The sequence below is a fragment of the Micromonospora sp. NPDC005206 genome, assembly GCF_040608175.1.
Classification (GTDB): Bacteria; Actinomycetota; Actinomycetes; order Mycobacteriales; family Micromonosporaceae; genus Micromonospora.
Window position 1 is genome coordinate 105,101 of sequence record NZ_JBEXHU010000006.1, and the last position, 25,582, is coordinate 130,682.

Sequence of the window (25,582 nt, forward strand, 5' to 3'; positions counted from 1 at the left end):
GGCTCCCCTTCCGGGCGTTGCGGACGGTGTCCCTCCGCTGGGTGCGAGCCCTGCTCCGCTGCTCCGGGCGCAGGTCAGCGAGGGCGTCGGGCGGCGGCGGCGAGGGCCAGCGCCACGCCGACGAGCGCGAAACCGGACAGCGCCGGCTTGTGGGTGCCAACCCAGAGCGCCGCCGAGCGACCGCGCGCCCGGTCGGTGAAGACGCCCGCTGCGCCCCGGTCGCGGTCCTCGTCGCCGGGGTGGTCGAGATTGTCCCGCCAGGTGGCCGGGTCGATCTCGTCGCCGGTCTGCTGGCTGTCGTACCCGTCCCGGGCAAGCTTGCGGTCCAGCAGGCCGGGGATCAGGATGTCGCCCAGGCGGGCCCGCCAGGTCGGGCCGCCCACGTTCAGCTCCCGGGTGCCGTGATCGGCGGCCCAGACGATCGCCCGCGCGGCCAGCTCCGGCGTGAAGATCGGCGGCACGGGCTGCGGATGCCGGGGCAGCCGGGTGCGGACCCAGGAGAACTGTGGCGTGTTCACCGCGGGCAGCTGCACCATCGACAGCTTCACCCCCGGGCAGTCGTGCAGCAGCTCGGCCCGCAGCGAGTCGTTGAACCCCTGGACGGCGTGCTTGCTTGCGCAGTACGCCGACTGCAGCGGGATCCCCCGGTAGGCCAGCGCCGAGCCCACCTGCACGATCGCGCCGCAGCCGTGCGCCCGCATGTGCCGCAGCGCCGCCAGCGTGCCGTACACCGTGCCCAGGTAGGTGACCTCGGTGACCCGGCGGAACTCGCGCGCCGGGATCTCCCACGCCGGTGCGAACACCGACACCATCGCGTTGTTGATCCACACGTCGATGCGGCCCCACCGGTGCACCACGTCGTCGGCGGCCTGCAGCACGGCACCCGCGTCGGCGACGTCGACCCGGTACACCCGTACGTCGGTGGCGCCGCGCCGCCGGCACTCCCGCTCGGCCGCCGCCAGGCCCGCCTCGCCCCGGGCCAGCAGCGCCAGCCGGGCGCCCCGGGCCGCGTACGCGTGTGCGACGGCCCGTCCGACGCCGGCGCTCGCGCCGGTCACCACCACGGTCTGCGTCACGGCGCACCCTTCTGCCGGGTGGCGATGTCGGACAGCCGGTTCAGCGTCTCCCGGTTACGCAGGTGCAGCACGAGATCATTGATCTTGTTGCGGACCCAGCGCAGCGGACCGGCGGCGAAGTCCTCCCCGATGCGGACCCGGGTGGCGCCCGCGCCGACCGGTTCCAGGGTGAAGGCCACGATCGCCTCGCCGGCCGGCCAGAGACCGGCCCGGAGGACGAGCCGGTGCGGTGGCTCGCAGGCCAGCACGGTGGAGGCGTCCTGCAACGAGAACGGCCACGGCCCGGCCCGGTGGTGCAGCTGGCTGCCCACCCGCGGCCAGGCCTCGTCCACGTCCCGGACGTGTGCCGTGCCGACCACCCAGTCGCTGTACGTCCACCCGTCGGCCAGCACGTCGAAAACCTGCTGGGGGGGAGCGTCGATCACTTTCTCCACAATCGCCACTGGACTCCCATACCCTGCGGGAAAGGTGGCTAACGGCCCGGCGGGTTAGCTTCTCGGGGGCGGCGGGTAAGGCCGACGCGGGGCACCGCCGGCGGCGCTGGCCCACCGCGCCGACGACCACGTTTACTCCTCGGGGCGCAGGGAACCCGCCGCCTGTGCGACAGGACCAGGAGGATCCGGATCAGCGCAGGTCAGCCCGGGTGTACGCCGGTGCTGGCCGGGCCGGTTCCGGGCCTGTCGAGGGCACCCGCCCCGTCCTGTACGACGCGGTGCTGCTGGACCGGGACGGCACCCTGATCGAGGACGTGCCGTACAACGGTGATCCGGAGAAGGTGCGGCCGGTGCCGGGGGCGCGAGCGGCGCTTGACCGGCTGCGGGCCGCCGGGCTGCGGCTGGCGGTGGTGACGAACCAGTCCGGCCTGGCCCGGGGCTACTTCGGCGACGAGCAGATGCGGGCGGTGCACGCCCGGATCGAGGAGCTGCTGGGGCGCTTCGACGCGTGGTTGGTCTGTCCGCACGACGACGCCGACGGCTGCGACTGCCGCAAGCCCGCCCCCGGCCTGGTGCACGCCGCGGCACGGGAGCTCGGCACGCGCGCGTCGCGCTGCGTGCTGGTGGGCGACATCGGTCGGGACGTGGCCGCCGCGCTGGCGGCGGGGGCGGCCGGTGTGCTGGTGCCCACCCCGGTGACCCGGCCGGAGGAGGTCGCCGCCGCCGGGTGGCTGGCCAGCGACCTGCCGGCGGCGGTGGATGAGATCCTGCGCCGCCAGCAGGCGGTGCACACCGTGCCGGGTCGGGTCGGCGAGCGGGTGGGCACAGCGCTGGTGGTGCGGTCGGACTCGGCGGGGGACGTGCTGGTCACCGGGCCGGCGATCCGCGCCGTCGCGGCCGGCGCGCAGCGGGTGGTGCTGCTGTGCGGGCCACGCGGGCGGGCGGCCGCCGACCTGCTGCCCGGCGTCGACGAGATCCTCGAACATCCGCTGCCGTGGATCGATCCCACTCCGGCGCCGGTCGACCCGGACGCCATGCGGACCCTGGCCGCGCGCCTCGCCGCTATAGGCGCGGACGAGGCGGTGGTCTTCACGTCGTTCCACCAGTCCGCGCTGCCGCTGGCGCTGCTGCTGCGGATGGCGGGGATCCGCCGGATCTCCGCGATCAGCGACGACTACCCGGGTTCCCTGCTGGACGTCCGCCACCGGGTGCCCGTCGGCGTCCCCGAACCCGAACGTGCCCTCTCCCTCGCCGCCGCCGCCGGCCACCGGCTGCCCGGCGACGACGAGCCCGTGCTCCGGCTGCGGCCGGACGCCCTGCCGCCCCGCCCGGCCGACCTCGGTGACCCTGGCTACGTGGTGCTGCACCCCGGCTCGGCCGCGTCGAGCCGGGCCTGCCCGCCCGAGCTGGCGGCCCGGATCGCCGGGTCGCTGACCGCCGCCGGGCACCGGGTGCTGGTCACCGGCGGCTCCGACGAGCGCGACGTCACCGCCCGGGTCGCGGCGGCCGGCGGCACCGATCTGGGTGGCCGGACGGACCTGCCGGGGCTGGCCGCGATCGTCGCCGACGCCGGCGCGGTGGTGGTGGGCAACACCGGGCCGGCACACCTCGCCGCGGCGGCCGGGGTGCCGGTGGTGAGTCTCTTCGCGCCGACCGTCCCGTTTGGGCAGTGGGGGCCCTACCGGGTGCCCACAGTCCGGCTCGGCAACGCCGACGCGCCCTGCCGGGACACCCGGGCGGCCAGTTGCCCGGTGCCCGCGCACCCCTGCCTGAGCGGCATCGACCCGGCCGAGGTGGTCGAGGCGTTGCGGGTGCTGGCCGTCAGCGGTGGTGGCGGCCGATGAACGTCCTGCTCTGGCACGTGCACGGTTCCTGGACCACGTCCTTCGTGCACGGCAGCCACCGCTACCTGATCCCCACCACACCCGACCGTGGCCCCAACGGCCTCGGCCGTGCCCGCACCTACCCCTGGCCGGACAGCGCCGTCGAGGTCGCCCCCGCCGACCTGCCCGGCGCCGGCGTCGACCTGGTGATCCTGCAACGCCCCGAGGAGGTCGACCTCGCCGAGGAGTGGCTGGGCCGCCGCCCCGGCCGCGATGTCCCGGCCATCTACGTCGAACACAACACGCCCAAGGGCGACGTGCCGAACACCCGGCATCCGATGGCCGACCGCGACGACCTGCTCATCGCCCACGTCACCGGTTTCAACCAGATCTTCTGGGACACCGGTGGCACCCGCACCACAGTGGTCGATCACGGGATCGTCGCCCCCGCCGTGTCGTACACCGGTGAGCTGGACCGGCTCGCCGTGGTGATCAACGAGCCGGTACGGCGGGGCCGGGTCACCGGCACCGACCTGCTGCCCCGGTTCGCCGAGATCGCTCCGCTGGACGTGTTCGGCATGGGCGTCGCCGGCCTCGCCGACCACCTCGGCCTGCCCGCCGAGCGGCTCACCAGCCACGACGACGTACCTCAGGACCGGATGCACGCCGAACTGGCCCGGCGGCGCGCGTACCTGCACCTGTGCCGGTGGACCTCGCTGGGGCTCAGCCTGATCGAGGCGATGGCGATCGGCATGCCGGTCGTCGCGCTCGCCACCACCGAGGCGGTGACGGCGGTGCCCCCGGCGGCGGGGGCCCTCGCCACCCGGATGGACACCCTGCTCGACGCCGCCCGCCGGTTCATCACCGAGCCGGAGGCCGCGCGTCAGGCCGGCGCGGCGGCACGGACGGCCGCGCGGGACAGGTACGGCCTCGACCGTTTCCTCGCTGACTGGGACCGGCTGCTGGAGGAGGAAGTATGCGGATCGCGATGATCTCGGAGCACGCCAGCCCGCTCGCCATCCTCGGAGGGGAGGACGCCGGTGGCCAGAACACGCACGTCGCGGAGCTGTCCGCCGCGCTCGCCGACGCCGGGCACGAGGTGCGGGTCTACACCCGCCGGGACGCGCTCGACCTGCCGGTGACCGTCCGCAGCCCGGACGGGTACGACGTGGTGCACGTGCCGGCCGGTCCGGCCGAGCCGGTGGCCAAGGACGCGCTGCTGCCGCACATGCGGGAGTTCAGCCGGTGGCTGGTGGAGCGGTGGCGGGGCGGGGACTGGATGCCCGAGGTGATCCACGCGCACTTCTGGATGAGTGGCCTGGCCGCGCTGAACGCCGGCCGGCAGACCGGCGTGCCGGTGGTGCAGACGTACCACGCGCTGGGAACCGTGAAGCGCCGCTACCAGGGCGTGCAGGACACCAGTCCGGCGCGGCGGATCTCCTACGAGCTGGAGTTGGGCCGCTCGGTGGACCGGGTGGTCGCGCAGTGCCGCGACGAGGTCGGTGAGCTGGTCCGGATGGGAGTGCCCCGGTCCCGGATGACAGTCGTTCCGTCCGGGGTCAACCTCGCCTCGTTCGCCCCGCTCGGGCCGGCCGCGGACCGGGAGCCGGGTCGGCCCCGGATCCTGACCGTGGGCCGGTTGGTGGAGCGCAAGGGCTTCCAGACCGTGATCCGCGCGATGGCGCTGGTGCCGGACGCCGAGTGTGTGGTGGTGGGCGGGCCGCCCGAGGGGCTGCTGGAGACCGACCCGTACGCCCGGCGGTTGCGGGCGCTGGCCGAGACCTGCGGGGTGGCCGACCGGGTACGGCTGGTCGGCGCGGTGCCCCGGGAGGAGATGGGCCGCTGGTACCGCTCGGCGGACCTGCTGGTCGCCGCCCCCTGGTACGAGCCCTTCGGGTTGACGCCGCTGGAGGCGATGGCCTGTGGGGTGCCGGTGGTAGGCACCGCCGTGGGCGGCATCCGGGACACGGTGGTCGACGGGACGACCGGCGATCTCGTGCCGGCCCGCGATCCACGTGCCCTGGCCACCGCGATCCAGCGGCTGCTCGACGACCGCATCCGGCGCTTCCGGTACGCCACCGCCGCGCGTGAGCGGGCCCGGTCGCGGTACTCGTGGGCCGCCACGGCCGAGCGGCTGGCGGAGCTCTACGGCGAGGTGGCCGCGGTGCGCCGGCCGACCCGGGTGGTGGCCTGATGCCGGCGGGCAGCCCGCTCGACACCCACCTGACGAACCTCGCCGCGGCGCTGGTGCCCTACCGACGGTGCGAGTCGCAGCTGGCGCGCTGGGGTGCGCAGCTGGCGCACCGGCTGGCGGGCGGGGGACGGTTGCTGGTCGCCGGCAACGGTGGCAGCGCGGCGGAGGCCCAACACCTCACCGCCGAACTCGTCGGCAAGCTCCACCACGACCGGCAGCCGCTGTCCGCCATCGCCCTGCACGCCGAGACCAGCGCCGTGACCGCGATCGCCAACGACTACGGCTACGCCGACGTCTACGCCCGCCAGGTCCGCGCCCACGGCCGACCCGGCGACATCCTGCTGCTGCTCAGCACCAGCGGCACCAGCGGCAACCTGCTCACCGCCGCGCACGCCGCCCGGGACGGCGGCCTCACCACCTGGGCGCTCACCGGGCCCGCCCCCAACCCCCTCGCCGACGCCTGCGCCGACGCCCTCGCCGTCGCGTCCCCCGACTCCCAGGTCGTCCAGGAACTGCACCTCGTCACCAGCCACCTGCTCTGCGAATACCTCGAGCAGGAGTTGCCCGCCGCGCTGGCCGCGTCCACCCGGCACGCGCCGGCCGAGCCCGCACCGGCCGGTCGGCTCCCGTCCGGGCCGGTGCGTACCGGGGTCGAGGTGGTGCTCGACGGCGGGACCGGACAGCAGGTCGACGCGTGAGGATGAGGAGGTAAGCGTGAGGGGACTCGTGGTGGTGGTCGGGGACACCCTGCTCGACCGGGACGTGGAAGGGGTCGTGAACCGGCTCTGTCCGGACTCCCCGGTGCCCGTGCTCGACGAGACCGCGGCCGCTGACCGGCCCGGTGGCGCTGGCCTGGCGGCGGTCTTCGCCGCCGCGCAGGGCGCGGAGGTGGTGCTGGTGACGGCGCTCGCCGACGACGCCGGCGGCGCCCGGCTGAGCGCGTTGCTCGCCGCCGCCGGTGTGCAGGTGTACCCGCTGACCCTGTCCGGCGCGACGCCGGAGAAGGTCCGGCTGCGGGCCCGCGGCCGGGTGCTGCTGCGCCACGACCGCGGCGGCGTACCCGGCGAACCGGGCCAGCCCTCCGACGAGGTGCTGCGGGTGATCGGTGCGGCGTCGGCGGTGCTGGTCAGCGACTACGGTCGGGGGGTCGCCCGCCAGCCCGCGCTGCGCGCCGCGCTGGCCGCGACCCGCGCCCCGGTGGTGTGGGACCCGCATCCGCGTGGACCGGCGGCGGTGCCCGGCGTGCATCTGGCCACACCGAACGAGTCGGAGGTGCGCGAGCTGGTCCCCACGCTGCCCGGGGCGTCCCGCCTGGCGACCGCTTCCCGGGGCGCGCAGGGTCTGCGCCGACGCTGGCGGGCCGGTGCCGTCGCGGTGACGCTGGGCGGGGACGGCGCGCTGCTCTGCCACGCCGGGTCGACGCCGCTGGTGGTGCCGACCCCGGGCAGCGCCGAGGGGGACACCTGCGGCGCCGGCGACCGGTTCGCGGCCAGCGCCAGCCTTGCGCTGGCCCAGGGCGCGCTGGTCTCCGAGGCGGTGCAGGCGGCGGTCGCCGACGCGTCCGCGTATGTGGCGGGCGGGGGAGTGGCCGCGGCCCTCCCACCGCCTGTGAAGTCGGCGCCTACCGGCGTGGTCGGCCTGGGTGGTGACCGGGTGGGCGTGGCGGCGGTCGCCACGCTGCTCGCCGACGTACGCGCGGCGGGCGGCACGGTGGTGGCCACCGGAGGCTGCTTCGACCTGCTGCACGCCGGGCACGTGGCCACCCTGCAGGCCGCCCGTCAGCTCGGCGACTGCCTGATCGTCTGCCTCAACTCCGACGCCAGCGTCGCCGGGTTGAAGGGGCCGGACCGGCCGGTGATGTCCGAGGGTGACCGCGCACGGCTGCTGGCCGCGCTGAGCTGTGTGGACGCGGTCATGATCTTCGACGAGTCGACCCCGGAGGCGGCGCTGTCCTGGCTGCGTCCGGACATCTGGGTCAAGGGCGGGGACTACGCCAGCGGTGGCGGGGACGCCGCGGCGCTGCCCGAGGCGGAGGTCCTGCGCCGCTGGGACGGGCACACGGTGGTGGTGCCGTACCTGGACGGCCGGTCCACCACCGACATGATCGCCCGCTCCGGCCAAGGGCACGCCACCGGCGCGTGCTGCGCGACCGGCGACCCGACGGAGCGGGCCCGCATCGCCGTGCCGTCGTCGGTGACGCCCGGCGGGGAGCGGACCCGATGAGCGCCGCGTCGCCCGGTGCCGGGCCCGCCGTCCTGGTCACCGGCGGTTCCAGCGGTCTCGGCGCGGCGGTGGTCGCCGCGGTGACCGCCTCCGGTGGCCGGCCGTTCGTGCTGGACCGGCAGCCGCCGGTCGACGGGGTGTCCTGGACCGAGTGCGACCTGGCCGACACCCGGGCCGCCGAGGTGGCCACGCAACACCTCGCCGAGCAGGCCGGCGGCCTGGACGCGGTGGTCACCGCCGCTGGCATGGACGTGCCGGGCCGGCTCGCCGACGTTCCGGGGGAGACCTGGGACCGGATCGTCGCGGTCGACCTGCTGGCCACCGCCGCGGTGATCCGGGCCGCCCTGCCGTTCCTGCAGACCTCCCGCGGTCGCATCGTCACGGTCGCCTCCACCCTCGGCGTCAAGGCGGTCAGCGATGCCACCGCGTACTGCGCGGCGAAGTTCGGCGTGGTCGGCTTCACCCGCGCCCTCGCCGCCGAACTCGCCGGCCAGGTCGGCGTCACCCTGCTCATCCCCGGCGGGATGCGTACCGCGTTCTTCGACGAGCGTGACCCGCAGTACAAGCCGGGGCCGGACGCCATCCTCAACGATCCCGTCGACACCGCCGCGGCGATCATGTACGCGCTCAACCAGCCGCCCGGCTGCGCCGTACGCGAGATGGTGGTCTGCGCCGAGCAGGAGACCTCGTACCCGTGATCCTCGTCCTGCGCGCCCTCGGCGTCGGCGACCTGGTCACCGCGGTGCCCGCGCTGCGGGCGCTGCGGGTCGCGTACCCCGGTCGGGAGCTGGCGCTCGCCGCGCCCGCCTGGCTGGCCCCGCTGGTCGACCTGGTCGGCGGCGTCGACCGGCTGGTGGACACCGCCGGGCTGGATGGCCCGGCCTGGCCCGGCCCGGCCCCGCAGGTCGCGGTCAACCTGCACGGGCGGGGCCCGCAGTCGCACCGGCTGCTCGCCGCCGCCCGCCCCGGACGCCTGCTCGCCTTCGCCAACACCGACGCCGGGTTCGTCGACGGCCCGCCGTGGGCCGCCGACGAGCACGAGGTGGACCGGTGGTGCGGGCTGCTGTCGTGGTACGACATCCCGGCCGACCGCACCGACCTCGCTCTGCGCCGTCCCGAGGCGCCCCGGCTGCCCACCGGGGCGACCGTGCTGCATCCCGGCGGCAAGATCCCCGCGAAGCGCTGGCCGGCCGAGCGGTTCGCCGCGCTGGCCCGGGCGCTCACCGACCGGGGGCACCGGGTGCTGCTCACCGGCTCGGCCGACGAACGCGCGCTGGCCGCCGGGGTGGCCGACGCGGCCGGCCTGCCGCCGACCGCCGTGCTGGCCGGCCGGACCGACCTCGGGGCGCTCGCCGCGCTGGTCGCCAACGCCCGGTTGGTGGTCAGCGGGGACACCGGGGTGGCGCACCTGGCCACCGGGTACGGCACCGCCTCGGTGGTGCTCTTCGGGCCGGTGCCGCCGGCCCACTGGGGGCCGCCGCCGGACCGGCCCCGGCACCGGGTGCTCTGGGCCGGTGCGGGCGGTTGGCGCCGGTGGGGCGGGGTAGGAAGCCACCCGACGTTGGCGGCTCTGCGGCTAGACGAGGTGCTGGCCGCCGTGGACGAGGTGGAACGGGTGGTGCGGGTCTCCGGTGCGATTGCGGCGTAGTGATCCGGGCCGGCCGGGGTACGGGCGCCGACGGCGCGGCAAGGGCTGGCACTTCGTCGATCCGGGCGGCGCTCCGGTCCGGGATCCCGACCAGTTGGCCCGACTGCGGGAGCTGGTCATCCCGCCCGCGTGGGAGGACGTCTGGATCTCGCCGTACCCGAACGGCCACATCCAGGCGATCGGCATCGACGCGGCGGGGCGCAGGCAGTACCTCTACCACCCGCTGTGGCGGGAGAAGCAGGACGAGGCGAAGTTCGACCACATGCTGGAGGTGGCCCGGCGGCTGCCGGTGCTGCGGGAGCGGGTGGGGCACGACCTGGGCGGCCGGGGCCTGGGCCGGGACCGGGTGCTGGCCACGGTGGCCCGCTTGCTGGACATGGGGATGTTCCGGGTCGGCAGCGACCAGTACGCGGCCGGCGACGAGCCGACGTTCGGGGTGTCCACCCTGCGCCCCGAGCACGCCCGGTCCCGGGGCGGCTGCGTGGTCTTCGAGTTCCCGGCGAAGGGCGGCATCGAGCAGGTGCGCCGGATCGAGGACCCGGAGCTGTGCCAGGTGCTGACGGACCTGCGCCGCCGGCGTCGGCAGGCGGACCGGCTGTTCGGCTACTGGGACGGCCGGGAGTGGCGGGACGTGCGCAGCGACGAGGTCAACGGGTACCTGCGCGACGCCAGTGGCGGGGAGATGACCGCCAAGGACTTCCGCACCTGGCACGCCACCGTGCTCGCCGCGACCGAGTTGGCCACCGCCGGCCCGGGGCGCTCGATGACCGCCCGGCGCAAGGCGGTGGTCGCGGTGATGCGCGAGGTCGCCGAGCTGCTGGGCAACACACCTACCGTGGCGCGCACATCCTATGTGGACCCTCGGGTGGTGGACCTCTACCACGACGGGGTGGTGGCGCCGGTGGACCCGCAAGCGCCGCGCGAGGAGGCCGAACGGGTCGTGTTGGAGCTGCTGGAGAAGGCCTGACCGGCCCCGCCGACGGTCCTGGGGGGAGAGTGACGGGACCGGAGCTTCAGTCCGCGGTCGGGGGGGCACCGGGCGGCCGCCCGCCGCGTCTGGCGGCGGGCGCCTCGCCACGGCCCCCGTTGGCGACCTGCCGCGGCCGCCTGGGCGGGCCGCGGGTCGACTGCGTTGATCGTCAGTCTGCCCGGGACGAGTTGACCATGGATGCCGGGCGGTTGACGATCCGCGCCGGATCCGTGTGGCCCTCCCGGTACGCCTGCGGGCTCATCCCGTACGCCGCCCGGAACGCCCGGCTGAAGTGCGCCTTGTCGGTGAACCCCCAGCGGGCGGCGATCATCTGCACGGGTTGGGTGCGCAGCGTGGGGTCGGTCAGGTCGCGCCGGCACCGGGCCAGCCGCAGGTCCCGGATGTAGGACGCGACGGTGGACTCCTCGGCCTCGAACAACCGGTGCAGCGAGCGTAGTGAGATGTGGTGGGCGTCCGCGACGGTCTGCGGGCTGAGCGTCGCGTCGCCGAGGTTGCGGTGGACGTACGCCTGCACCTGGGTGACCAGCGCCCGGCAGCGGACCTCGGTCGGCACCGCGTCCTCGGCGACCAGGTGCCGGCCGAGCATGGTGGTGGCGAGGTCCAGCCCGACCGCGCCGAGTCGGCTGGCGTCGGCGCCATGGTACTGCTCGGGATGCCTGGTGACCTGGAGCAGGAACCGCGCCAGCAACGCGCCGACGCCCTCGCTGCCGGACATCCGGCCGCCGTAGAGGCCGGCCATCCGCTGCGGCGGCAGTGGCAGCGCCGCGTGCGGGATCATCACGATGACTGAGCTGGCCTGGTCCCGCTCGGGCTCGATGGCGTGGTGGCCGACGTCATGCGGGCGGGAGGCGTCGTAGAAGGTGAACTCCCCGGCCAGAATCTCGCTGCGGCGACCGTCCTGGCTGGACGTGCCGACACCGCCGGTCGTAAGGGCGAGCATGTAGAGCTCCGGATCCGACTGGCGGACGAGCTTGCGGGTCCGGGTGGCGTCCAGCGACGGATAGCGGTAATTGATCAGCTGGATCGGGCCGAGATCGATAAAGTCGGCCCGGGCGGCGAAATCGTCGGCGTGCGCGGACTGGATCCGCATCGGCGCCGAGGTGCGTGCCACGAGGTCCAGCCACATCCCGAACCGTTCACCCGGCGGCAGCACGGTGGTGTCGACGGTGTCCCGGTGCAGCATCCGGTGCTCCTCAGACCGCTCGCCGCCGGATCAGGGCCTCAATGCCGTCGAGGATCCGGTCGAGGCCGAAGGTGAACTCCTCATCCGGGTCGTCGTCCTGGCCCAGCACTCCGGAGGTCAGCACCCGGTGCAGCGCCGGGAAGCGGGCAGGGTCGATGAGCCGGCTGAGCATCCGGCCGTACGCCGGCATCATCTCGCCCGGCTTCATGCCGGCGGCCCGGCTGCCCTCGGCGATCTGCGTGGTGAGGGTGGCCTCGTTGCGGACGTACCCGGTGATCAGCAGCATTGCCGACATCTGCTCGCTCTCGGCCAGCGCGGTGCCGTCGAGGCAGCGCAGCCCGTCCTCCAGCCAGCCGAGCGTCTGGGGGGTGATCGGCGGGCCGGTGATCGGCACGTGCAGCAGCCAGGGCCGCCGCCGCAGCACGTCGTGCTCGGCCCAGGCCCAGCGGGTGAGGCCGGCGCGCCAGTCGGCGTCCGGTGCGGCGGGACCGGGCGGTGGGCCGTACCCGGTGTCGACCATGAGCATCAGCAGTTCGTCCTTGGAGCCGATGTGCCGGTAGAGGGCCATGGTGGCGGCGCCCAACTCCTTGGCCACCCGGCTCATCGAGACGGCCGCGAGCCCGTCGGCGTCGGCCACCCGCACGGCGGCGTCCACGATGCCGCTCACGGTCAGCCCCGGCCGGGGCCCCTTGGGTGGCCGCTCACGCAACCCCCAGGCGCTCTCGATGGCCGGCGGGATCGCCGGGCCGTTGTCGTCTGTCCTCGCCGCCACATTTTCCTCCTTGCCCCGTCATCCTAGTTCTGCGTATGGTCTACGCATAAGAGCGTACGCCATACGCAGAAGGAGTTCTCCCATGACGACGACGACCGCACCGGCCCCCCGAGCGGGCCGACGGGAGTGGATCGGGTTCACGGTGCTGATGCTGCCGCTGCTCCTGGTCTCGATGGACGTGTCGGTGCTCTACTTCGCCGTCCCGTTCATCAGCGAGGAACTGCGCCCCACCGGCACCCAGCAGCTCTGGATCTTCGACATCTACGGCTTCGTGCTGGCCGGACTGCTGATCACCATGGGCGCCCTGGGTGACCGGATCGGCCGGCGTCGGCTGCTGCTGTTCGGCGCGGCCGCGTTCGGCGCGGCGTCCCTGCTGGCCGCGTACGCCGACAGCGCCGGGACGCTGATCGCCGCCCGCGCCGTGCTCGGCGTCGGCGGGGCCACCCTGATGCCCTCCACGCTCGCCCTGGTCCGCAACATGTTCCACGACGCCAAGCAGCGCGGCACCGCGATCGGCATCTGGACCGCCACGCTCACCGGTGGCATCGCGATCGGTCCGGTGCTCAGCGGCGTCCTGCTGGAGCACTTCTGGTGGGGCTCGATCTTCCTGATCAACATTCCCGCGATGGTGCTGCTGCTCCTGCTCGCCCCGATCCTGGTGCCCGAGTTCCGCAACCCCGGCGCCGGCCGGTTCGACCTGGTCAGCGCGCTGTTGTCGCTCGGCGCGCTGCTGCCGGTGATCTACGGCATCAAGGAGATGGCCCGCGACGGCGTCAGCCCCGCACGGGTGTCGGCCATCGTCGCCGGCCTGCTCGTCGGGGCGCTGTTCCTGCACCGGCAGCGGACCCGGGCGTACCCGATGATCGACCTGGCGCTGTTTCGCCGCCGCGGCTTCGCGGGGTCCCTCGCGGTCAACCTGCTGGCGATGTTCGCCCTGGTCGGCTTCGCCATCTTCACCACCCAGCACCTCCAGTTGGTGCTCGGCCTGAGCCCGCTGCGGGCGGCACTGTGGAGCCTGGTGCCGTCCCTGGCGGTCGGCGGGATCGCTCCGGCCGCCGCCGCGCTCGCCCAGCGCATCGATCGGTCGTACCTGATCGGCACCGGTTTCGGGATCGCCGTGCTCGGCTTCCTGGTGCTGACGCGGGTCACGCCCGAGTCGCCGCTCTGGCTGCTGCTGCTCGGCGCCAGCATCTACGCGGCCGGGTTGGTGATGGTGATGTCGCTGGTCACCGAGCTGGTCCTCGGTGCGGCGCCGCCCGAGCAGGCCGGTGTCGCCTCGGCGCTGACCGAGTCCAGCAGTGAGCTGGGCGGCGCGCTGGGGATGGCGATCCTGGGCAGCGTCGGCGCGGCGGTCTACCGCCGGGAGGTCCTCGACGGCCTGCCCGCCGGCCTGCCGGCCGACGCCCGCGACGCGGCCCATGAGACGTTGGGCGGTGCGCTGGCGGTGGCCGAGGGGCTGCCGGCCGATCTGGGCGACGCCGTGCTGCACGCCGCCCGACTCGCGTTCGCCGACGGGCTGCACCTCGCCGCGATCGCCGCCACGGTGGCGATGCTGCTGGGCGCGGTGACCGCGCTGGCCGCGCTGCGCGGCGTCCGGCCGGCCGACCCCGCGGCGGTGGCCGCCGAGCCGACCGGTCCGGCCGGTACGCCGATGTCGTCGGTCAGTCGTTGAGCACGTGCGCGAGCCGGTCGCGGAAACGCCGCTCGGAGTCGCTGACCGGCTCGCCGCCCAGCCCGAGCAGCCCACCGCTGGAGGCGGCGCCGACCACCTGCTCGGCGATGTCCACCAGCCAGTGCTTGTACGCGCCAGCGGCACCCTCGTCGACCCGGACGGCCAGCAGCGCGGCGGCCTCGCCGGCCCGCACCAGCACGTCGTCGATCATCGCCCGGGGGTCGGCGGGCGCGATGACCGGCAGCTCCTCGCCGGTCTCCGGGTCGCCGACCCGGGTCACGATCTCGCCGGCCACGGCGGCGACCAGCGGGCTGGCCGACTCCCGGCCCGCCGAGATGGTCTCCAACCCGGCCGCGTTCTCCGCCATGGTCCGGCGGGTGCCGTCGGACTCGGCGGCGCTCGCGGCGGTCAGCACCGACTGCGGCAGGCCGACCAGCAGCCCCCACTCCTCGTCGGAGAAACCGAAACCGGTGTACGCCGGCTGCTCGATCACGGCAACGCCCCTTCCGCCCTGCTCTGCTCGGTCAATCGGTGGGCCCTGCGCTGGCGCCCGGCTCAGGCTAGTCCAGCGTCAGCAGGCCCTGTTCGGACACCACGCGCACGGACAGCGTCTTGTACCCCACCTCGTCGAAGAGAACCGTCATCTTGTCCTCCTCGTAGCCGAGCACCAGGCCCTGCCCCCACTCCGGGTGACGTACCTGGCTGTGCACGGGGAACGGCCCGACCGCGCCGTCGTCGGCGACGCTGGTGCCGGCATGACAGTTGTCGCAGTGCCCGCAGATCTCGGTCATCTGCTCGCCGAAGTAGGCCAGCAGGGTCTGCCCCCGGCAGGCGGTGGTCTCGGCGAAGGCCCGCATCATGTCGGTCCGTGACCGGGTCACCGTCTGCTGCCGCTCCGCCTCGGCCAGCGCGGCCGCGGCGGCGTCCACCGGGGTGGGGGCGTAGCGGGGGGCGGCGATGCGCTGCCGGGCGCGCGGCTCGGCGGCCCCGACCTGCTCCAGAAGGGAGAGGTACTGGCCCAGCTTGCGTGGCCCGAGACCGGTGGCCTCGCGTAGCTCGGTCTTGGTGGCCGGCTTGCGACGCAGCAGCGCCGCGAGGTCGCGCAGCTCGTTCTCGTCCGGCAGGCCACCACTGAAGAACCGTTGCAGGCCCACGTCCTCGGCCCGCCAGAGCAGCAGGACCCGGGCCGGCTGCCCGTCGCGGCCGGCCCGGCCGATCTCCTGGAAGTAGCTGTCCGGCGAGTCGGGCAGCGCCATGTGCACCACCCAGGCGATGTTCGGCTTGTCGATGCCCATCCCGAACGCCGACGTGGCCACCATGATCGGCACCTGGTCGGCGAGGAACGCCTCGTGCAGCTCGGCGCGGGCACCGGCCGACATCCCGCCGTGGTAGCACTGCGCCGGGAAACCGGCGCCGGTCAACCGGGTGGCCAGCTCCTCCGCGGAGCGGCGGGTCGGCACGTAGATGATCCCCGGTCGCTCGTCGTCGCGCAGCAGCGCCACCAGGCGGCGCCACCGGTAGTCCTCGGTGGGACAGTGCGCCACCTCCAGGAACAGGTTGGGCCGGTCCAGCCCGGAGACCACCACCTCGGGCTTCCGCAGCCGCAGCCGGGCGATGATGTCGTCGCGTACCGGTGGTGACGCGGTGGCGGTCAGCGCGACCACCGGCGGCCGGCCGATGCCCTCGATCAGGTGCCCGAGCGCCAGGTAGTCGGGACGGAAGTCGTGCCCCCAGGCCGAGATGCAGTGCGCCTCGTCGATCGCCACCAGTGCCGGCCTGAGCGAGGCGACCTCGGCCATCCGGTCGGGGTTGCTCAGCTGCTCCGGGGTGATGAACAGGAACTCCGCCCGGCCCTCGCGTATCTCGGTGATCGCCTCGGCCTGCTGGGCGGCCGACTCGTTCGAGCTGATCCGCACGGCCCGCAGCTCCGGGCGCTGGCGCTCGTTGAGGGCCGCGATCTGGTCCTGCTGAAGGGCCAGCAGCGGCGAGATCACCACGGTGGGGCCGGGGATCAGGCTGGCCGGGATCTGGTAGATGGCCGACTTGCCCGCGCCGGTGGGCAGCACCACCAGGGCGTCACGTCGCTTCATCACCGCGCGCATGGCGGCCAGTTGGTTGGGCCGCAGCGCGGTCCAGCCAAAGAGGCTCCGCGCCGCGCGGCGCAACGTCATCGAGTGCGTGGACAGTTTCATCGAGGGCCGGAGGTACCCGACCCGATCACCGCCGAAACCGTCTCCGGCCGTGGCGGTCGTCAACCGCCGCCCGGGCTCAGCGTAGGCGGGGCAGGACCTCGCGCTGGTAGAGGTCGAACAGACCCTGGTGGTGCGGACCGACGTTGGCCAGGTACACCTCGTCGAAGCCGGCCTTGGCGAACCTGTCGATCATCTCCAGGTGCGCGTCGGCGCTGTTGCCGCAGACGAACGCCTCCTTCATCATCTCCGGCCTGACCAACTCGGCGACCTGCTCGAAGTGGCGCGGCGACGGGAGCACCTGGGACAGCTCACCGGGCACCCCGGCGTTGGGCCAGCGCTCGTACGCGATCCGCATGCCCTCGTCCTCGCTGGCCGCGTACGCCGCCTTGAAGCCGGCCTGGCACGGCTTGTCGCCGCCGCCGTTCTCCCGGAAGCGCCGGACCATCTCGGCGTCCGGCCTGGTGCTCACGTAGCCGTCGCCGATGCGTGCGGCCAGGTCGATGGCCTTCGGGCCGAAGCCGGAGACGTAGATCGGCGGGGGAGTGTCGGGCAGCGTGTAGATGCGGGCGTGCTCGACGGTGTAGTGCTTCCCGTGATGGTTGACGAAGTCACCCGTCCACAGTTTCCGCAGCACCTCGACGGCCTCCTCCAGCATCTCCAGCCGGACGTCGGTCTGCGGCCAGGCATCGCCGAAGATGTGCTCGTTGAGCGCCTCGCCGCTTCCGACGCCGAGCACGAACCGGCCGCCGTGCAGCACCGCGCTGGTCGCCGCCGCCTGGGCGATCACGGCCGGGTGGATTCGCACGGTCGGGCAGGTCACCGCGGTGGTCACCGGCAGCGAACAGACCTGGCTGAGCGCGCCGATCATCGACCAGACGAACGGGCTCTGCCCCTGCGCGTCCGTCCACGGGTGGTAGTGGTCGGAGATCCACAGCGCCTCGAAGCCAGCCTGCTCGGCGCCGCGCGCCTGTTCCAGGAGCTCAGCCGGCGTGAACTCCTCACTGGACAGAATGTAACCGATCTTCATCATTCCCCCTCGGCACGCGTACCCGGTGACGGGGAAGCCGTACCCCGGTGACGGTCGGCCACACGCGGGCCAGGTGCTCGACCGGGTGGTCGCTCAGCGCCGGCCGAACATCGCCCGGATCGCGGCGAGCAGCAGCAGAGCGCCGACCACCAGGCCGAGCAGGCGTACGCCGGGGATGTCGGCCGGGCTCGTCGCGTCGGCCAGCAGGGCGGGATCCATCCCCGAACTCTCCCCGGGACCGTGCCGTCCGGCAACTGTAAGGTTTATTGACTATTGAATCGCCCGGTGTGACCATGGCAGCACCGCCTGCCGGTGGCGGTGCGCCGACGGCGCGCGAGAGATGGGGTACGGGGGCCGCATGAGCGAGCGCAACCAGCGGGTCGGCGCGGACGCGCCGGCACCGGCGGCCGACGCCGACCGCCACGAGGGGGCGGCGTGACCGCGCCCACCGGGCATCTCCCGGCGTTGGCCGCGGCCGTCCTGCAACCCGGGTTCGTCGGCACCACCCCGCCACCGTGGGTGTGCCGCTGGCTCGGCGAGGGGCTCGGCTCGGTGGTGCTCTTCGCCCGCAACGTCGTCGACTCCGCCCAGGTGGCGGCGCTCACCGCGACCCTGCGCGCCGAGCGGCCCGACGTCATCGTGGCGATCGACGAGGAAGCCGGCGACGTCACCCGGATCGAGTCGGTCCACGGCAGCTCCCGGCCCGGCAACTTCGCCCTCGGCGCGGTCGACGACCCGGAGCTGACCGAGGCGGTCGCCCGGGACCTCGGCGTGGAGCTGGCGGCCGCCGGGATCACCCTCAACTACGCCCCGGACGCCGACGTCAACTCCAACCCGGCCAACCCGGTGATCGGCGTCCGCTCGTTCGGGGCCGACCCGACTCTGGTCGCGCGGCACACCGCCGCCTGGGTCCGTGGGCTCCAGGCCGGCGGGGTCGCCGCGTGCGCCAAGCACTTCCCCGGGCACGGCGACACCCGCGTCGACTCACATCACGACCTGCCCCGGATCACCGCCGACCGGGACCGGCTGGACGCCTGCGAGCTGGCCCCGTTCCGGGCCGCCGTGACGGCCGGGGTGCAGGCCGTGATGACCGGCCACCTGCTGGTGCCCGCGCTCGACCCGCAGCTGCCGGCCACACTGAGCCAGCGCATCCTGGGCGGCCTGCTCCGCGACGAGCTGGGCTTCTCCGGCGTGGTGGTGACCGACGCGGTGGAGATGCGCGCCGTCGCCGACCGGTACGGCTTCGCCGGCGCGACGGTCCGCGCGCTCGCCGCCGGGGCCGACGCGATCTGCATCGGCGGCGAACGGGCCGACGAGCAGGCGGCCCGGGAGCTGCGCGACGCCATCGTGGCCGCGGTCGTCTCCGGCGAGCTGCCCGAGGAGCGTCTCGCCGAGGCGGCCAAGCGGGTCGGTCAGCTCGCCGCCTGGACCGTGGCCGCCCGCACCGCCCGGTCGGCCGCGGCGCGCGACGCCACCGACGTCGGGCTGGTCGCCGCACGCCGCGCCATCCGGGTCACCGCGGAGCACGCCGTCGCGCTGCCGCTGACCCGCGCGGCGCACGTGGTCGAGTTCGAGCCGCCACGCAACATCGCCATCGGCGCGGAGACGCCCTGGGGGATCGGTGCGCCACTGGCCGAGCTGCTGCCCGGCACGAGCACGGTCCGCTACGCCGAACCGGACGTGCCGGGTGATCCGGGCGCCGGTGCGGACGGGCGTCCCCTGGTGCTGGTGGTCCGCGACCTGCACCGGCACGACTGGATGCGCGCGGCGGTGCAGCGGGCGCTGGCCGCCCGTCCGGACGCGGTCGTGGTCGAGCTGGGTGTGCCCAAGCTGGTCACCGGCGCAGTGCACCTGGCCACCCACGGCGCCACCCGGGCCAGCGGACAGGCCGCGGCCGAGGTGCTGACCGGCGCCGGTTCGGTCAGGCCCTAGGAGGGCTCAGCGACCAGGTCGGCGTACTCGGGGTGCTTGTCGATGTACGCGGCCATGAACGGGCACCGCGGCACCACCCTGGCGCCCCGGGCCCGGACCTGGTCCAGGGTGCCCCGGATCAACGCCCCGCCCACGCCCATGTTCTGAAAGCGCGGGTCCACCTCGGTGTGGGTGAAGACCAGCACCCCGCCACGGACCAGGTACGCGGTGAAGCCGGCCAACGCGTCGTCGACCAGGATCTCGAAACGGTGCTTGGCGGGGTTGTCCTCGACCAGGTTGCTCACCGGCCCATTCTCCCCGCAGCGTCGACCAGCACATCCAGTTCGGCGAGCAACCGGTCCACCTCGTCCGCCGTGTTGTAGTGGTAGATGCTGGCCCGGACCGCGCCGCCGCTGTCGCGCAGCCCCATCATCTGGAAGTACTCGTAGGCGTAGTAGTCCCCGGCGGAGAGGCAGAACCCGGCGGCGCCCAGCGCCTCCTGGGTGGCCACCGGCGACATCCCCGCGACCCGGAAGGAGACCGTCGGGCAGCGCCGGGCCGGCGAGCCGTAGACGGTGATCGCGGGCCGCTCGGCCAGCCCGGCGAGCAGCCGGTCCAGCAGCGCCTCCTCGTGCGCCTGGGCGGCAGCCAGCCCGGCCCGCAGCCGGGCCCGCCGGTCGCCCACCGCGTCCGGGTCCAGCCCGGCCAGGTGGTCCACCGCGGCGGCCACGCCGGCCAGTAACGGGAAGCTGGGAGTGCCGTACTCGAACCGGTCCGGCACCACGTCGGAGGACGGCACCAGCTTCGCCGGGCGCAGCGCCGCCCACCGAGCCGGGTCGGCGACCATCGCCGCCAGGTGCGGGCCGGACCATTTGTAGGCGCTCGTGACCAGTACGTCGGCGCCGAGCGAGGCCAGGTCGGTCGGCCCGTGCGGCACCGAGTGCACCCCGTCGACGCAGACCAGCGCGCCGACGGCGTGCGCCGTCTTCGCGATCGCCGGAACGTCCGGAACGGTGCCGATGGCGTTGCTGCCGGCGGTCACCGCGACCAGTCGGGTGCGCTCGCCGACCAGCTCGGCGTACTGGCTGGCGGGCAGCTCGCCGGTGCGCCGGTCGACCTCGGCCCACCGCACCGTCGCGCCGGCCGCCTCGGCGGCCTGCACCCACGGCCGCACGTTGGCGTCGTGGTCGAGCCGGGAGACCACCACCTCGTCGCCGGGACGCCAGCCCGCGCCGAGCGTGCGCGCCAGGGTGTACGTCAGCGCGGTGGCGCTCGGGCCCAGCACCACCCCGGCCGGGTCGGCGTCGAGCAGGTCGGCCACCGCCGAGCGGGCGGCGGCCACCAGCTCCAGCGACCGGCGACCCGGCACGAAGGCGGCGCTGCGGTTGCCGACCGCGCTGCGCATGGCGTCGGCGACCGCGTCGATCACACCTTCCGCGGTCTGGGTGCCCCCGGCCCCGTCGAAGTGGACGAAGCCCTCGGTCAGGGCGGGGTAGGCGGCCCGGGTGCGGGCGATGTCGAACGGCATGTTCCGGACCCTAGCCGGTGCCCGGGCCGGTCCCGCCCGCCCCCATGAGGGCCGCCGTCCCCGATGATCACCAACCGGCGCCGTTCTCGCGGGCGTCTCGTACTCTTGGCGAGGTGACGAACCGACCCGCCACCATTCCGTTGCCCCCCGTCCGTCGCGCCGCCGGCCTGTTCGCCGGTCTGGCGCTCGGCCTCGCCGTGCTCGCCGGCTGCAGTTCGCAGGGCGCCTCCACCGACTGCGGGCTGGACGCCTGCACCGTCACCTTCGAGCGGGGTGTCGACGCGAGCGCCTCCATCCTGGGCGTCGACGCCAAGCTGGTCGGCGCAGAGGGCGACCAGGTGACCGTCGAGGTCGCCGGCGAGCAGCTCACGCTCACCACCGGGCAGCAGGCCACCGAGGCCGGCGGTTTCGCGGTCACCCTGGACAGCGTCACCGACCAACAGGTCAAGATTCGCGTTTCGCGCAACCCGGGCAACTGACCGGGCGGGCGGCGGTGGCCGACGTTTGGGGATCTCCGCAATCGGAGATTGTGGCGCCATGTCACTCACCCGTAACGCCGAAGCCACCGCCTCCCGCACGGCGGACAGCCGGTGGCTGGAACTCCTCGCCCGGGCCGGTTTCATCGGCTACGGCATCGTGCACCTGCTCTTCGCCTGGCTGGCGTTGCAGATCGCATTCGGGACGTCGTCCGACGACGGCGACCAGTCCGGCGCCCTTCGGACCCTCTCCGCGCAGCCGCTGGGCAAGTTCCTGGTCATCGCCACCGCGGTGGGCCTGCTCGCGATGGCGATCTGGCAGGCGCTGGAGGCGGCGGTGGGCCACCGCGCCGAGCGGGGCCGGGAGCGGGTCATGGAACGGCTCGCCTCGGCCGGCCGCACCATCGTCTACCTCTACTTCGCCTGGACCGCGTTCAAGGTCTTCAAGGACGCCGGGTCGAACAGCGCCGACCAGCAGGAGGCGTTGACCGGCAAGCTGATGACCTCCAGCGGTGGCCGCTGGCTGGTCGGCCTGGCCGGGCTGGTGCTCGCCGCGATCGGCGTGGGTCTGGTGATCTACGGCCTGGTCAAGCGGTTCGAGAAGCACCTGAAGACGGGCGAGATAAGCCCGAAGACCCGCACGCTGGCCCGCCGGCTGGGCATCGCCGGGTACGTCGCCAAGGGCGTCGCGTACGGCATCGCCGGTCTGCTCGTCATCGTGGCGGCGGTGAACTACGACCCGGAGAAGGCCCGTGGGCTGGACGCCGCGCTGCGCACGCTGCGCGACCAGTCGTACGGCACGCTCCTGCTGAGCCTGGTCGCCCTGGGCATCGCCGCCTTCGGCCTCTACTGCTTCCTCCAGTCCCGGTACCGCAAGGTCTGACCTGGTCGATTCCGGAAGACGCCGGGCACTGGTGGGCTTCTGCCCGAAGGATCGCCGCCCGGCCGGAGGGGAGCAGCAAACACGTGCGGAGTTATCTCGAAACGGCCGTCGCCGCGCTCACCGCGGCGGCGGTCGCCCTGTTCCTGGTTGAGGTCGTCCACCGGATCACCCGGCGGTTCGGCCGCCGGTCGCTGCTGATGACCGAGCTGACCGACCACGCGCGCCGGCCGTTCCAGGTCGCCGCGACGGTGCTCGCGGTGCAGTTCGCCGCCCGGTTCAGCACCGGGTACGCGGTCGGCGAGGGCTGGCGCCGGCTGCTGCTGCACCTGCTCGTCCTCGGCGTCATCGCCACCGTGGCCTGGCTGGTGGCCGCCCTGCTGGTCGTCGTGGAGGACACCGCGCTGGCCCGGTTCCGGGTCGACGTGCCGGACAACCGGCACGCCCGCCGGGTACGGACCCAGGTGGTGATGCTGCGCCGGTTGACCATCGCGGTGATCGTGATCCTGGCCGTCGGCGTGATGCTGATGACGTTCCCGAGTGTGCGCGGCATCGGCGCCGGCGTGCTGACCTCCGCCGGCGTGGTCGGTGTGGTCGCCGCGCTGGCCGCGCAGAGCCTGCTCGGCAACGTGTTCGCCGGCCTCCAGCTCGCCTTCAGCGACGCGGTCCGGCTCGACGACGTGGTGGTCGTCGAGGGGGAGTGGGGCCGGATCGAGGAGCTGACCCTCAGCTACGTGGTGGTGCAGATCTGGGACGACCGGAGGCTGATCCTGCCCACCTCGTACTTCACCAGCAAGCCGTTCCAGAACTGGACCCGGACCGAGGCGGCGGTGCTCGGCACCGCCGAGTTCGACGTGGACTGGGCGGTCCCGGTGCAGACCATGCGGGAGGAGCTGCGCCGCCTGGTGGAGGGCACCGAGCTGTGGGACGGCCGGGTCTGCGTGCTGCAGGTGACCGACGCCACCGGCGGGATGGTCCGGCTGCGCGCGCTGGTCAGCGCCGCCGACGCCGGCAGCCTGTGGGACCTGCGCTGCCTGGTCCGCGAGCACCTGGTGGCGTGGATCCGGGACAACCGCCCCACCGCGATGCCCCGGTTGCGCACCGAGCTGGGCGTCGCCGGCAGCGACCTGCCCTGGCAGTGGGTGCAGCCACGCCGGCCGGCGCGCCGCACCGAGGTCCCCGACGACGCCCGCGTCTTCGGCGGCAGCGATGACGGCGACGCCCGCAGCGAAGCCTTCATCGGCCCCGAAGAAACCACCTCCCCCCGCCCCTGACCCCCCCCCGGGCCTCCGGTCCCGGCGGTTCTCCCGGTTGATCATGAAGTTAGCGACGCCGATGACGGCGTGTCGTGCCGCTAACTCCATGCTCGACGGGGCGAGGGTGGGGGCCCGGGCGTGTCCGGGGGGCCGGGCGGGGCGTTGGTGGGGCGGGGAGAGGTTTGACCGGGCTTAGGCGGGGGACCTGCTGCCGGATGTCTCTACCGTGATCGGGGCGGACGGACGCCGCGCCGGGCGCGCAACCGGACGACAGGAACAGCGACCGGGTAGGCGCGCTTTAGGATTGACGAGCGCCGACTCCGGGCATACAGCGCGGTGATGAGGAAAGGAGGACAGCATGGCTGACGTGGCGAATGCCCGCACATCCCACAACGGGAGCGAGCCCTCCACCGCCGAATTGGTGCAGCGGGCCGCCGAGCAGGTCTCCCGTCTGGTGCGGGACGAACTGGCGCTGGCCCGGGCGGAGTTGACCCAGAAGGGCAAGCACGCCGGCATCGGGATCGGTCTGTTCGGCGCCGGCGGGGCGCTCGCCTTCTTCGGGCTGGGTGCCCTGGTCGCCACCGCGATCCTGCTGCTCGACCTGGTGCTGCCCGCCTGGGCTGCGGCGCTGATCGTGGCGGTGGCCCTCTTCCTGGTGGCCGGCATCCTCGCCCTAGTGGGCAAGAAGCAGGTCAGCCGTGCGGTCCCGCCGGTTCCGGCGGCCACGGTCCGCAGCCTCCGCGCTGACATGGACACCGTCGCCGCCGCGGTGAAGGACAGGGGGCGGGGATGACGGGAAACGGGACGGGCGACACGGAGGCGCTCCGCGAGGAGATCCGCCGCACCCGGGTCGAGTTGGGCGAGACGATGGAGGCGCTGGCCGCCAGGGCGGACGTCAAGGCGCGACTGAAGGAGTCCGCCGGGCAGGCCCGGGAGCGGATGCGCGAGCAGGCGGCGCAGACCGTGGCGCGGGTCCGCGGGCAGGCCGTACGCCGCGCGGAGTCGGCGCGGGCACAGGCGCACGAGAAGGGCGGGCTGGTGCGCGCGCAGGCCCACGAGAAGGGCGAACTGGTTCGACGCAACCCGGTGCCATGGGCGGCCATCGCCGCCGGTGCGGTGGCCACCGTGGTGGTACTGATGATCGTGCGGGGGAGGCGTAGGTGAGCAAGGGCATCAGCAGGGTCGCGTACCGACCGGCCGGCGTGCTGCTGGGTATCGCCGCCGGTGCGGTGGCCGGCGCGATCTTCCGGCAGGTCTGGAAGGTCACCGCCGGCGACGGCGAGGCGCCCAACGCCACCGACGAGGACCGTGGCTGGGGCGAGATCCTGGCCGCCGCGGCGTTGCAGGGGGCCATCTTCGCGGTGGTCCGGGCCGCCGTGGACCGGGGCGGCGCGGTCGGCGTCCGCCGGATGACCGGCCACTGGCCGGACTGACCAGCGCAGAGACATCGGCCCCCTTCCCGCATCGACGGGAAGGGGGCCTTTCGCATGGCATTGCACGCCGCCCAGCGGATCTCGGGCATCCGTCAGGTCACATGTCGGAGAAATTCGTCGGAGAGGTCGTGCAGAGTTTTTGCGTACGTGATTTGCTGTTGCCGCTGTTGCGAGATGGCGTGGGTTGAGAGAAGTCTCCTTCGTGGGGCCGCCTCAGACGCCGCTGCTCGAAAACGGCCAATCGGCCGCACGGCGTGCACGGCCGCCAGTTTTAGAAGGAGATACACATGGCGCAGGGAACCGTGAAGTGGTTCAACGCTGACAAGGGCTTCGGCTTCATCACCGTCGACGGCGGGGGTGCTGACGTGTTCGTCCACTTCTCGGCCATCCAGTCCAGCGGCTACCGCACGCTGGAGGAGAACCAGCGGGTGGAGTTCGAGATCGCTCAGGGTCAGAAGGGCCCGCAGGCTGAGCAGGTCCGTCCCATCTGAGTAGTGTGGCCGGCCCCCGCCGGCCAGTGGGACGATCCGGCCAGGGGTCGTTGTGTAGCCCCGCATCCCGTCCGGGATGCGGGGCTTTCCACGTACCCGGGACGGGTGCGTCTGCCCCCGCGCCACTGTGGAGACCCGGGTCAGGGTCGACGGCGGGAGCGCAGGCCGAACCAGAGCAGCACCAGCCCGGCCACGGCCACGATCGGGCCGAGCACCACCCAGAGCTGCTGGTCGGTCATCACACTGCCGCTGACGTAGCCGAGGCCCTGCACCGTCCACACCGCACCGATCACGACCGCCAACAGGCCGAGGGTGAGCGGAAGCCAACCCCTCATCGCGTCCCCTTCCCGCCGGATCGGGCGGCGCGCCGCC

The 25,582-nt window shown here is 73.9% G+C and carries 28 protein-coding genes; 17 read left to right on the plus strand and 11 right to left on the minus strand.

Features of this window, described 5'->3' with window-relative positions; all coding sequences use genetic code 11:
- Positions 1 to 74: 74 nt before the first annotated feature.
- Positions 75 to 1,076: an SDR family oxidoreductase gene (locus ABZU69_RS10560; protein WP_354964121.1), complete on the minus strand. Its 1,002-nt coding sequence runs from the start codon at positions 1,074 to 1,076 to the stop codon at positions 75 to 77.
- Entirely contained in the window at positions 1,073 to 1,519 is a 447-nt protein-coding gene (locus ABZU69_RS10565) for an SRPBCC family protein (protein ID WP_354964122.1), read from the minus strand. Before ABZU69_RS10565 ends, ABZU69_RS10560 begins: the two co-directional genes overlap by 4 nt.
- Before the next feature lie 200 nt (positions 1,520 to 1,719).
- Between ABZU69_RS10565 and ABZU69_RS10570 the strand changes: the two genes are divergently transcribed.
- The 8 genes from ABZU69_RS10570 to ABZU69_RS10605 are packed head-to-tail and all read left to right on the plus strand — an operon-like array spanning position 1,720 to position 10,365.
- On the plus strand, positions 1,720 to 3,354 hold the full coding sequence (locus ABZU69_RS10570) for an HAD-IIIA family hydrolase (protein WP_354964332.1): 1,635 nt from the start codon (positions 1,720 to 1,722) through the stop codon (positions 3,352 to 3,354).
- Positions 3,351 to 4,325, plus strand: a complete 975-nt coding sequence (locus ABZU69_RS10575) for a glycosyltransferase (protein ID WP_354964123.1) — start codon at positions 3,351 to 3,353, stop codon at positions 4,323 to 4,325. Before ABZU69_RS10570 ends, ABZU69_RS10575 begins: the two co-directional genes overlap by 4 nt.
- Complete coding sequence (locus ABZU69_RS10580; protein WP_354964124.1) at positions 4,310 to 5,527, plus strand: glycosyltransferase; 1,218 nt, start codon at positions 4,310 to 4,312, stop codon at positions 5,525 to 5,527. Before ABZU69_RS10575 ends, ABZU69_RS10580 begins: the two co-directional genes overlap by 16 nt.
- Entirely contained in the window at positions 5,524 to 6,225 is a 702-nt protein-coding gene (locus ABZU69_RS10585) for an SIS domain-containing protein (RefSeq protein ID WP_354964333.1), read from the plus strand. The genes ABZU69_RS10580 and ABZU69_RS10585 overlap by 4 nt, the downstream gene beginning before the upstream one ends.
- A 16-nt stretch (positions 6,226 to 6,241) precedes the next feature.
- The gene (locus ABZU69_RS10590; RefSeq protein WP_354964125.1) at positions 6,242 to 7,750 is read left to right on the plus strand and encodes a PfkB family carbohydrate kinase; all 1,509 of its coding nucleotides are present in this window, start codon (positions 6,242 to 6,244) and stop codon (positions 7,748 to 7,750) included.
- Positions 7,747 to 8,448: an SDR family oxidoreductase gene (locus ABZU69_RS10595; protein ID WP_354964126.1), complete on the plus strand. Its 702-nt coding sequence runs from the start codon at positions 7,747 to 7,749 to the stop codon at positions 8,446 to 8,448. The genes ABZU69_RS10590 and ABZU69_RS10595 overlap by 4 nt, the downstream gene beginning before the upstream one ends.
- A complete protein-coding gene (locus tag ABZU69_RS10600; protein ID WP_354964127.1) occupies positions 8,445 to 9,398 on the plus strand; it encodes a glycosyltransferase family 9 protein in 954 nt (317 codons plus the stop codon). Before ABZU69_RS10595 ends, ABZU69_RS10600 begins: the two co-directional genes overlap by 4 nt.
- Entirely contained in the window at positions 9,382 to 10,365 is a 984-nt protein-coding gene (locus ABZU69_RS10605) for a DNA topoisomerase IB (RefSeq protein WP_354964128.1), read from the plus strand. Before ABZU69_RS10600 ends, ABZU69_RS10605 begins: the two co-directional genes overlap by 17 nt.
- Positions 10,366 to 10,537: 172 nt before the next feature.
- Here ABZU69_RS10605 and ABZU69_RS10610 read toward each other — a convergent pair whose 3' ends face one another.
- Positions 10,538 to 11,572 carry a helix-turn-helix domain-containing protein gene (locus tag ABZU69_RS10610; protein WP_354964129.1) on the minus strand — a complete coding sequence of 345 codons (1,035 nt, stop codon included), beginning with the start codon at positions 11,570 to 11,572 and terminating at the stop codon, positions 10,538 to 10,540.
- A gap of 10 nt (positions 11,573 to 11,582) precedes the next feature.
- Positions 11,583 to 12,344: a TetR/AcrR family transcriptional regulator gene (locus ABZU69_RS10615; protein WP_354964130.1), complete on the minus strand. Its 762-nt coding sequence runs from the start codon at positions 12,342 to 12,344 to the stop codon at positions 11,583 to 11,585.
- 82 nt (positions 12,345 to 12,426) lie between these two features.
- Here ABZU69_RS10615 and ABZU69_RS10620 point away from each other — a divergent pair, with 82 nt between their 5' ends.
- A complete protein-coding gene (locus ABZU69_RS10620; protein ID WP_354964131.1) occupies positions 12,427 to 14,016 on the plus strand; it encodes an MFS transporter in 1,590 nt (529 codons plus the stop codon).
- On the opposite strand, the gene ABZU69_RS10625 is transcribed toward ABZU69_RS10620, so the two are convergent.
- The 4 genes from ABZU69_RS10625 to ABZU69_RS10640 all read right to left on the minus strand — a co-directional run bounded on the left by ABZU69_RS10625 (position 14,006) and on the right by ABZU69_RS10640 (position 17,454).
- Entirely contained in the window at positions 14,006 to 14,509 is a 504-nt protein-coding gene (locus tag ABZU69_RS10625; RefSeq protein WP_354964132.1) for a hypothetical protein, read from the minus strand. The two genes, ABZU69_RS10620 and ABZU69_RS10625, sit on opposite strands and share 11 nt — an antisense overlap.
- A gap of 67 nt (positions 14,510 to 14,576) precedes the next feature.
- Positions 14,577 to 16,208, minus strand: coding sequence for an ATP-dependent DNA helicase RecQ (locus ABZU69_RS10630; RefSeq protein WP_354964133.1), 1,632 nt, complete (start codon positions 16,206 to 16,208; stop codon positions 14,577 to 14,579).
- Positions 16,209 to 16,284: 76 nt separating this feature from the next.
- Complete coding sequence (locus ABZU69_RS10635; protein ID WP_354964134.1) at positions 16,285 to 17,235, minus strand: TIGR03557 family F420-dependent LLM class oxidoreductase; 951 nt, start codon at positions 17,233 to 17,235, stop codon at positions 16,285 to 16,287.
- Between the two features lie 93 nt (positions 17,236 to 17,328).
- Complete coding sequence (locus tag ABZU69_RS10640; protein ID WP_255421242.1) at positions 17,329 to 17,454, minus strand: hypothetical protein; 126 nt, start codon at positions 17,452 to 17,454, stop codon at positions 17,329 to 17,331.
- 216 nt (positions 17,455 to 17,670) lie between these two features.
- Between ABZU69_RS10640 and ABZU69_RS10645 the strand changes: the two genes are divergently transcribed.
- Complete coding sequence (locus ABZU69_RS10645; protein ID WP_354964135.1) at positions 17,671 to 19,167, plus strand: glycoside hydrolase family 3 protein; 1,497 nt, start codon at positions 17,671 to 17,673, stop codon at positions 19,165 to 19,167.
- On the opposite strand, the gene ABZU69_RS10650 is transcribed toward ABZU69_RS10645, so the two are convergent.
- Complete coding sequence (locus ABZU69_RS10650) at positions 19,164 to 19,451, minus strand: GNAT family N-acetyltransferase (RefSeq protein WP_354964136.1); 288 nt, start codon at positions 19,449 to 19,451, stop codon at positions 19,164 to 19,166. The two genes, ABZU69_RS10645 and ABZU69_RS10650, sit on opposite strands and share 4 nt — an antisense overlap.
- A complete protein-coding gene (locus ABZU69_RS10655) occupies positions 19,448 to 20,674 on the minus strand; it encodes a cysteine desulfurase-like protein (RefSeq protein ID WP_354964137.1) in 1,227 nt (408 codons plus the stop codon). The genes ABZU69_RS10650 and ABZU69_RS10655 overlap by 4 nt, the downstream gene beginning before the upstream one ends.
- 113 nt (positions 20,675 to 20,787) lie before the next feature.
- On the opposite strand from ABZU69_RS10655, the gene ABZU69_RS10660 reads away from it, so the two are divergent.
- From ABZU69_RS10660 to ABZU69_RS10690, 7 genes are all read left to right on the plus strand, one after another.
- On the plus strand, positions 20,788 to 21,153 hold the full coding sequence (locus ABZU69_RS10660) for a hypothetical protein (RefSeq protein ID WP_354964138.1): 366 nt from the start codon (positions 20,788 to 20,790) through the stop codon (positions 21,151 to 21,153).
- 58 nt (positions 21,154 to 21,211) lie between these two features.
- Positions 21,212 to 22,033, plus strand: a complete 822-nt coding sequence (locus tag ABZU69_RS10665) for a DUF1206 domain-containing protein (protein WP_354964139.1) — start codon at positions 21,212 to 21,214, stop codon at positions 22,031 to 22,033.
- 83 nt (positions 22,034 to 22,116) lie between these two features.
- On the plus strand, positions 22,117 to 23,304 hold the full coding sequence (locus ABZU69_RS10670; RefSeq protein ID WP_354964140.1) for a mechanosensitive ion channel domain-containing protein: 1,188 nt from the start codon (positions 22,117 to 22,119) through the stop codon (positions 23,302 to 23,304).
- Positions 23,305 to 23,644: 340 nt separating this feature from the next.
- Complete coding sequence (locus ABZU69_RS10675; protein ID WP_354964141.1) at positions 23,645 to 24,079, plus strand: phage holin family protein; 435 nt, start codon at positions 23,645 to 23,647, stop codon at positions 24,077 to 24,079.
- Positions 24,076 to 24,450 (plus strand): DUF3618 domain-containing protein, encoded by a 375-nt coding sequence (locus tag ABZU69_RS10680; protein WP_354964142.1) that lies wholly within the window; start codon positions 24,076 to 24,078, stop codon positions 24,448 to 24,450. Before ABZU69_RS10675 ends, ABZU69_RS10680 begins: the two co-directional genes overlap by 4 nt.
- Positions 24,447 to 24,719 carry a DUF4235 domain-containing protein gene (locus tag ABZU69_RS10685; protein ID WP_089016691.1) on the plus strand — a complete coding sequence of 91 codons (273 nt, stop codon included), beginning with the start codon at positions 24,447 to 24,449 and terminating at the stop codon, positions 24,717 to 24,719. Before ABZU69_RS10680 ends, ABZU69_RS10685 begins: the two co-directional genes overlap by 4 nt.
- A gap of 287 nt (positions 24,720 to 25,006) precedes the next feature.
- On the plus strand, positions 25,007 to 25,210 hold the full coding sequence (locus ABZU69_RS10690) for a cold-shock protein (protein ID WP_091424054.1): 204 nt from the start codon (positions 25,007 to 25,009) through the stop codon (positions 25,208 to 25,210).
- Positions 25,211 to 25,350: 140 nt separating this feature from the next.
- Here ABZU69_RS10690 and ABZU69_RS10695 read toward each other — a convergent pair whose 3' ends face one another.
- A complete protein-coding gene (locus tag ABZU69_RS10695) occupies positions 25,351 to 25,545 on the minus strand; it encodes a hypothetical protein (RefSeq protein ID WP_354964143.1) in 195 nt (64 codons plus the stop codon).
- Between the last annotated feature and the right edge of the window lie 37 nt (positions 25,546 to 25,582).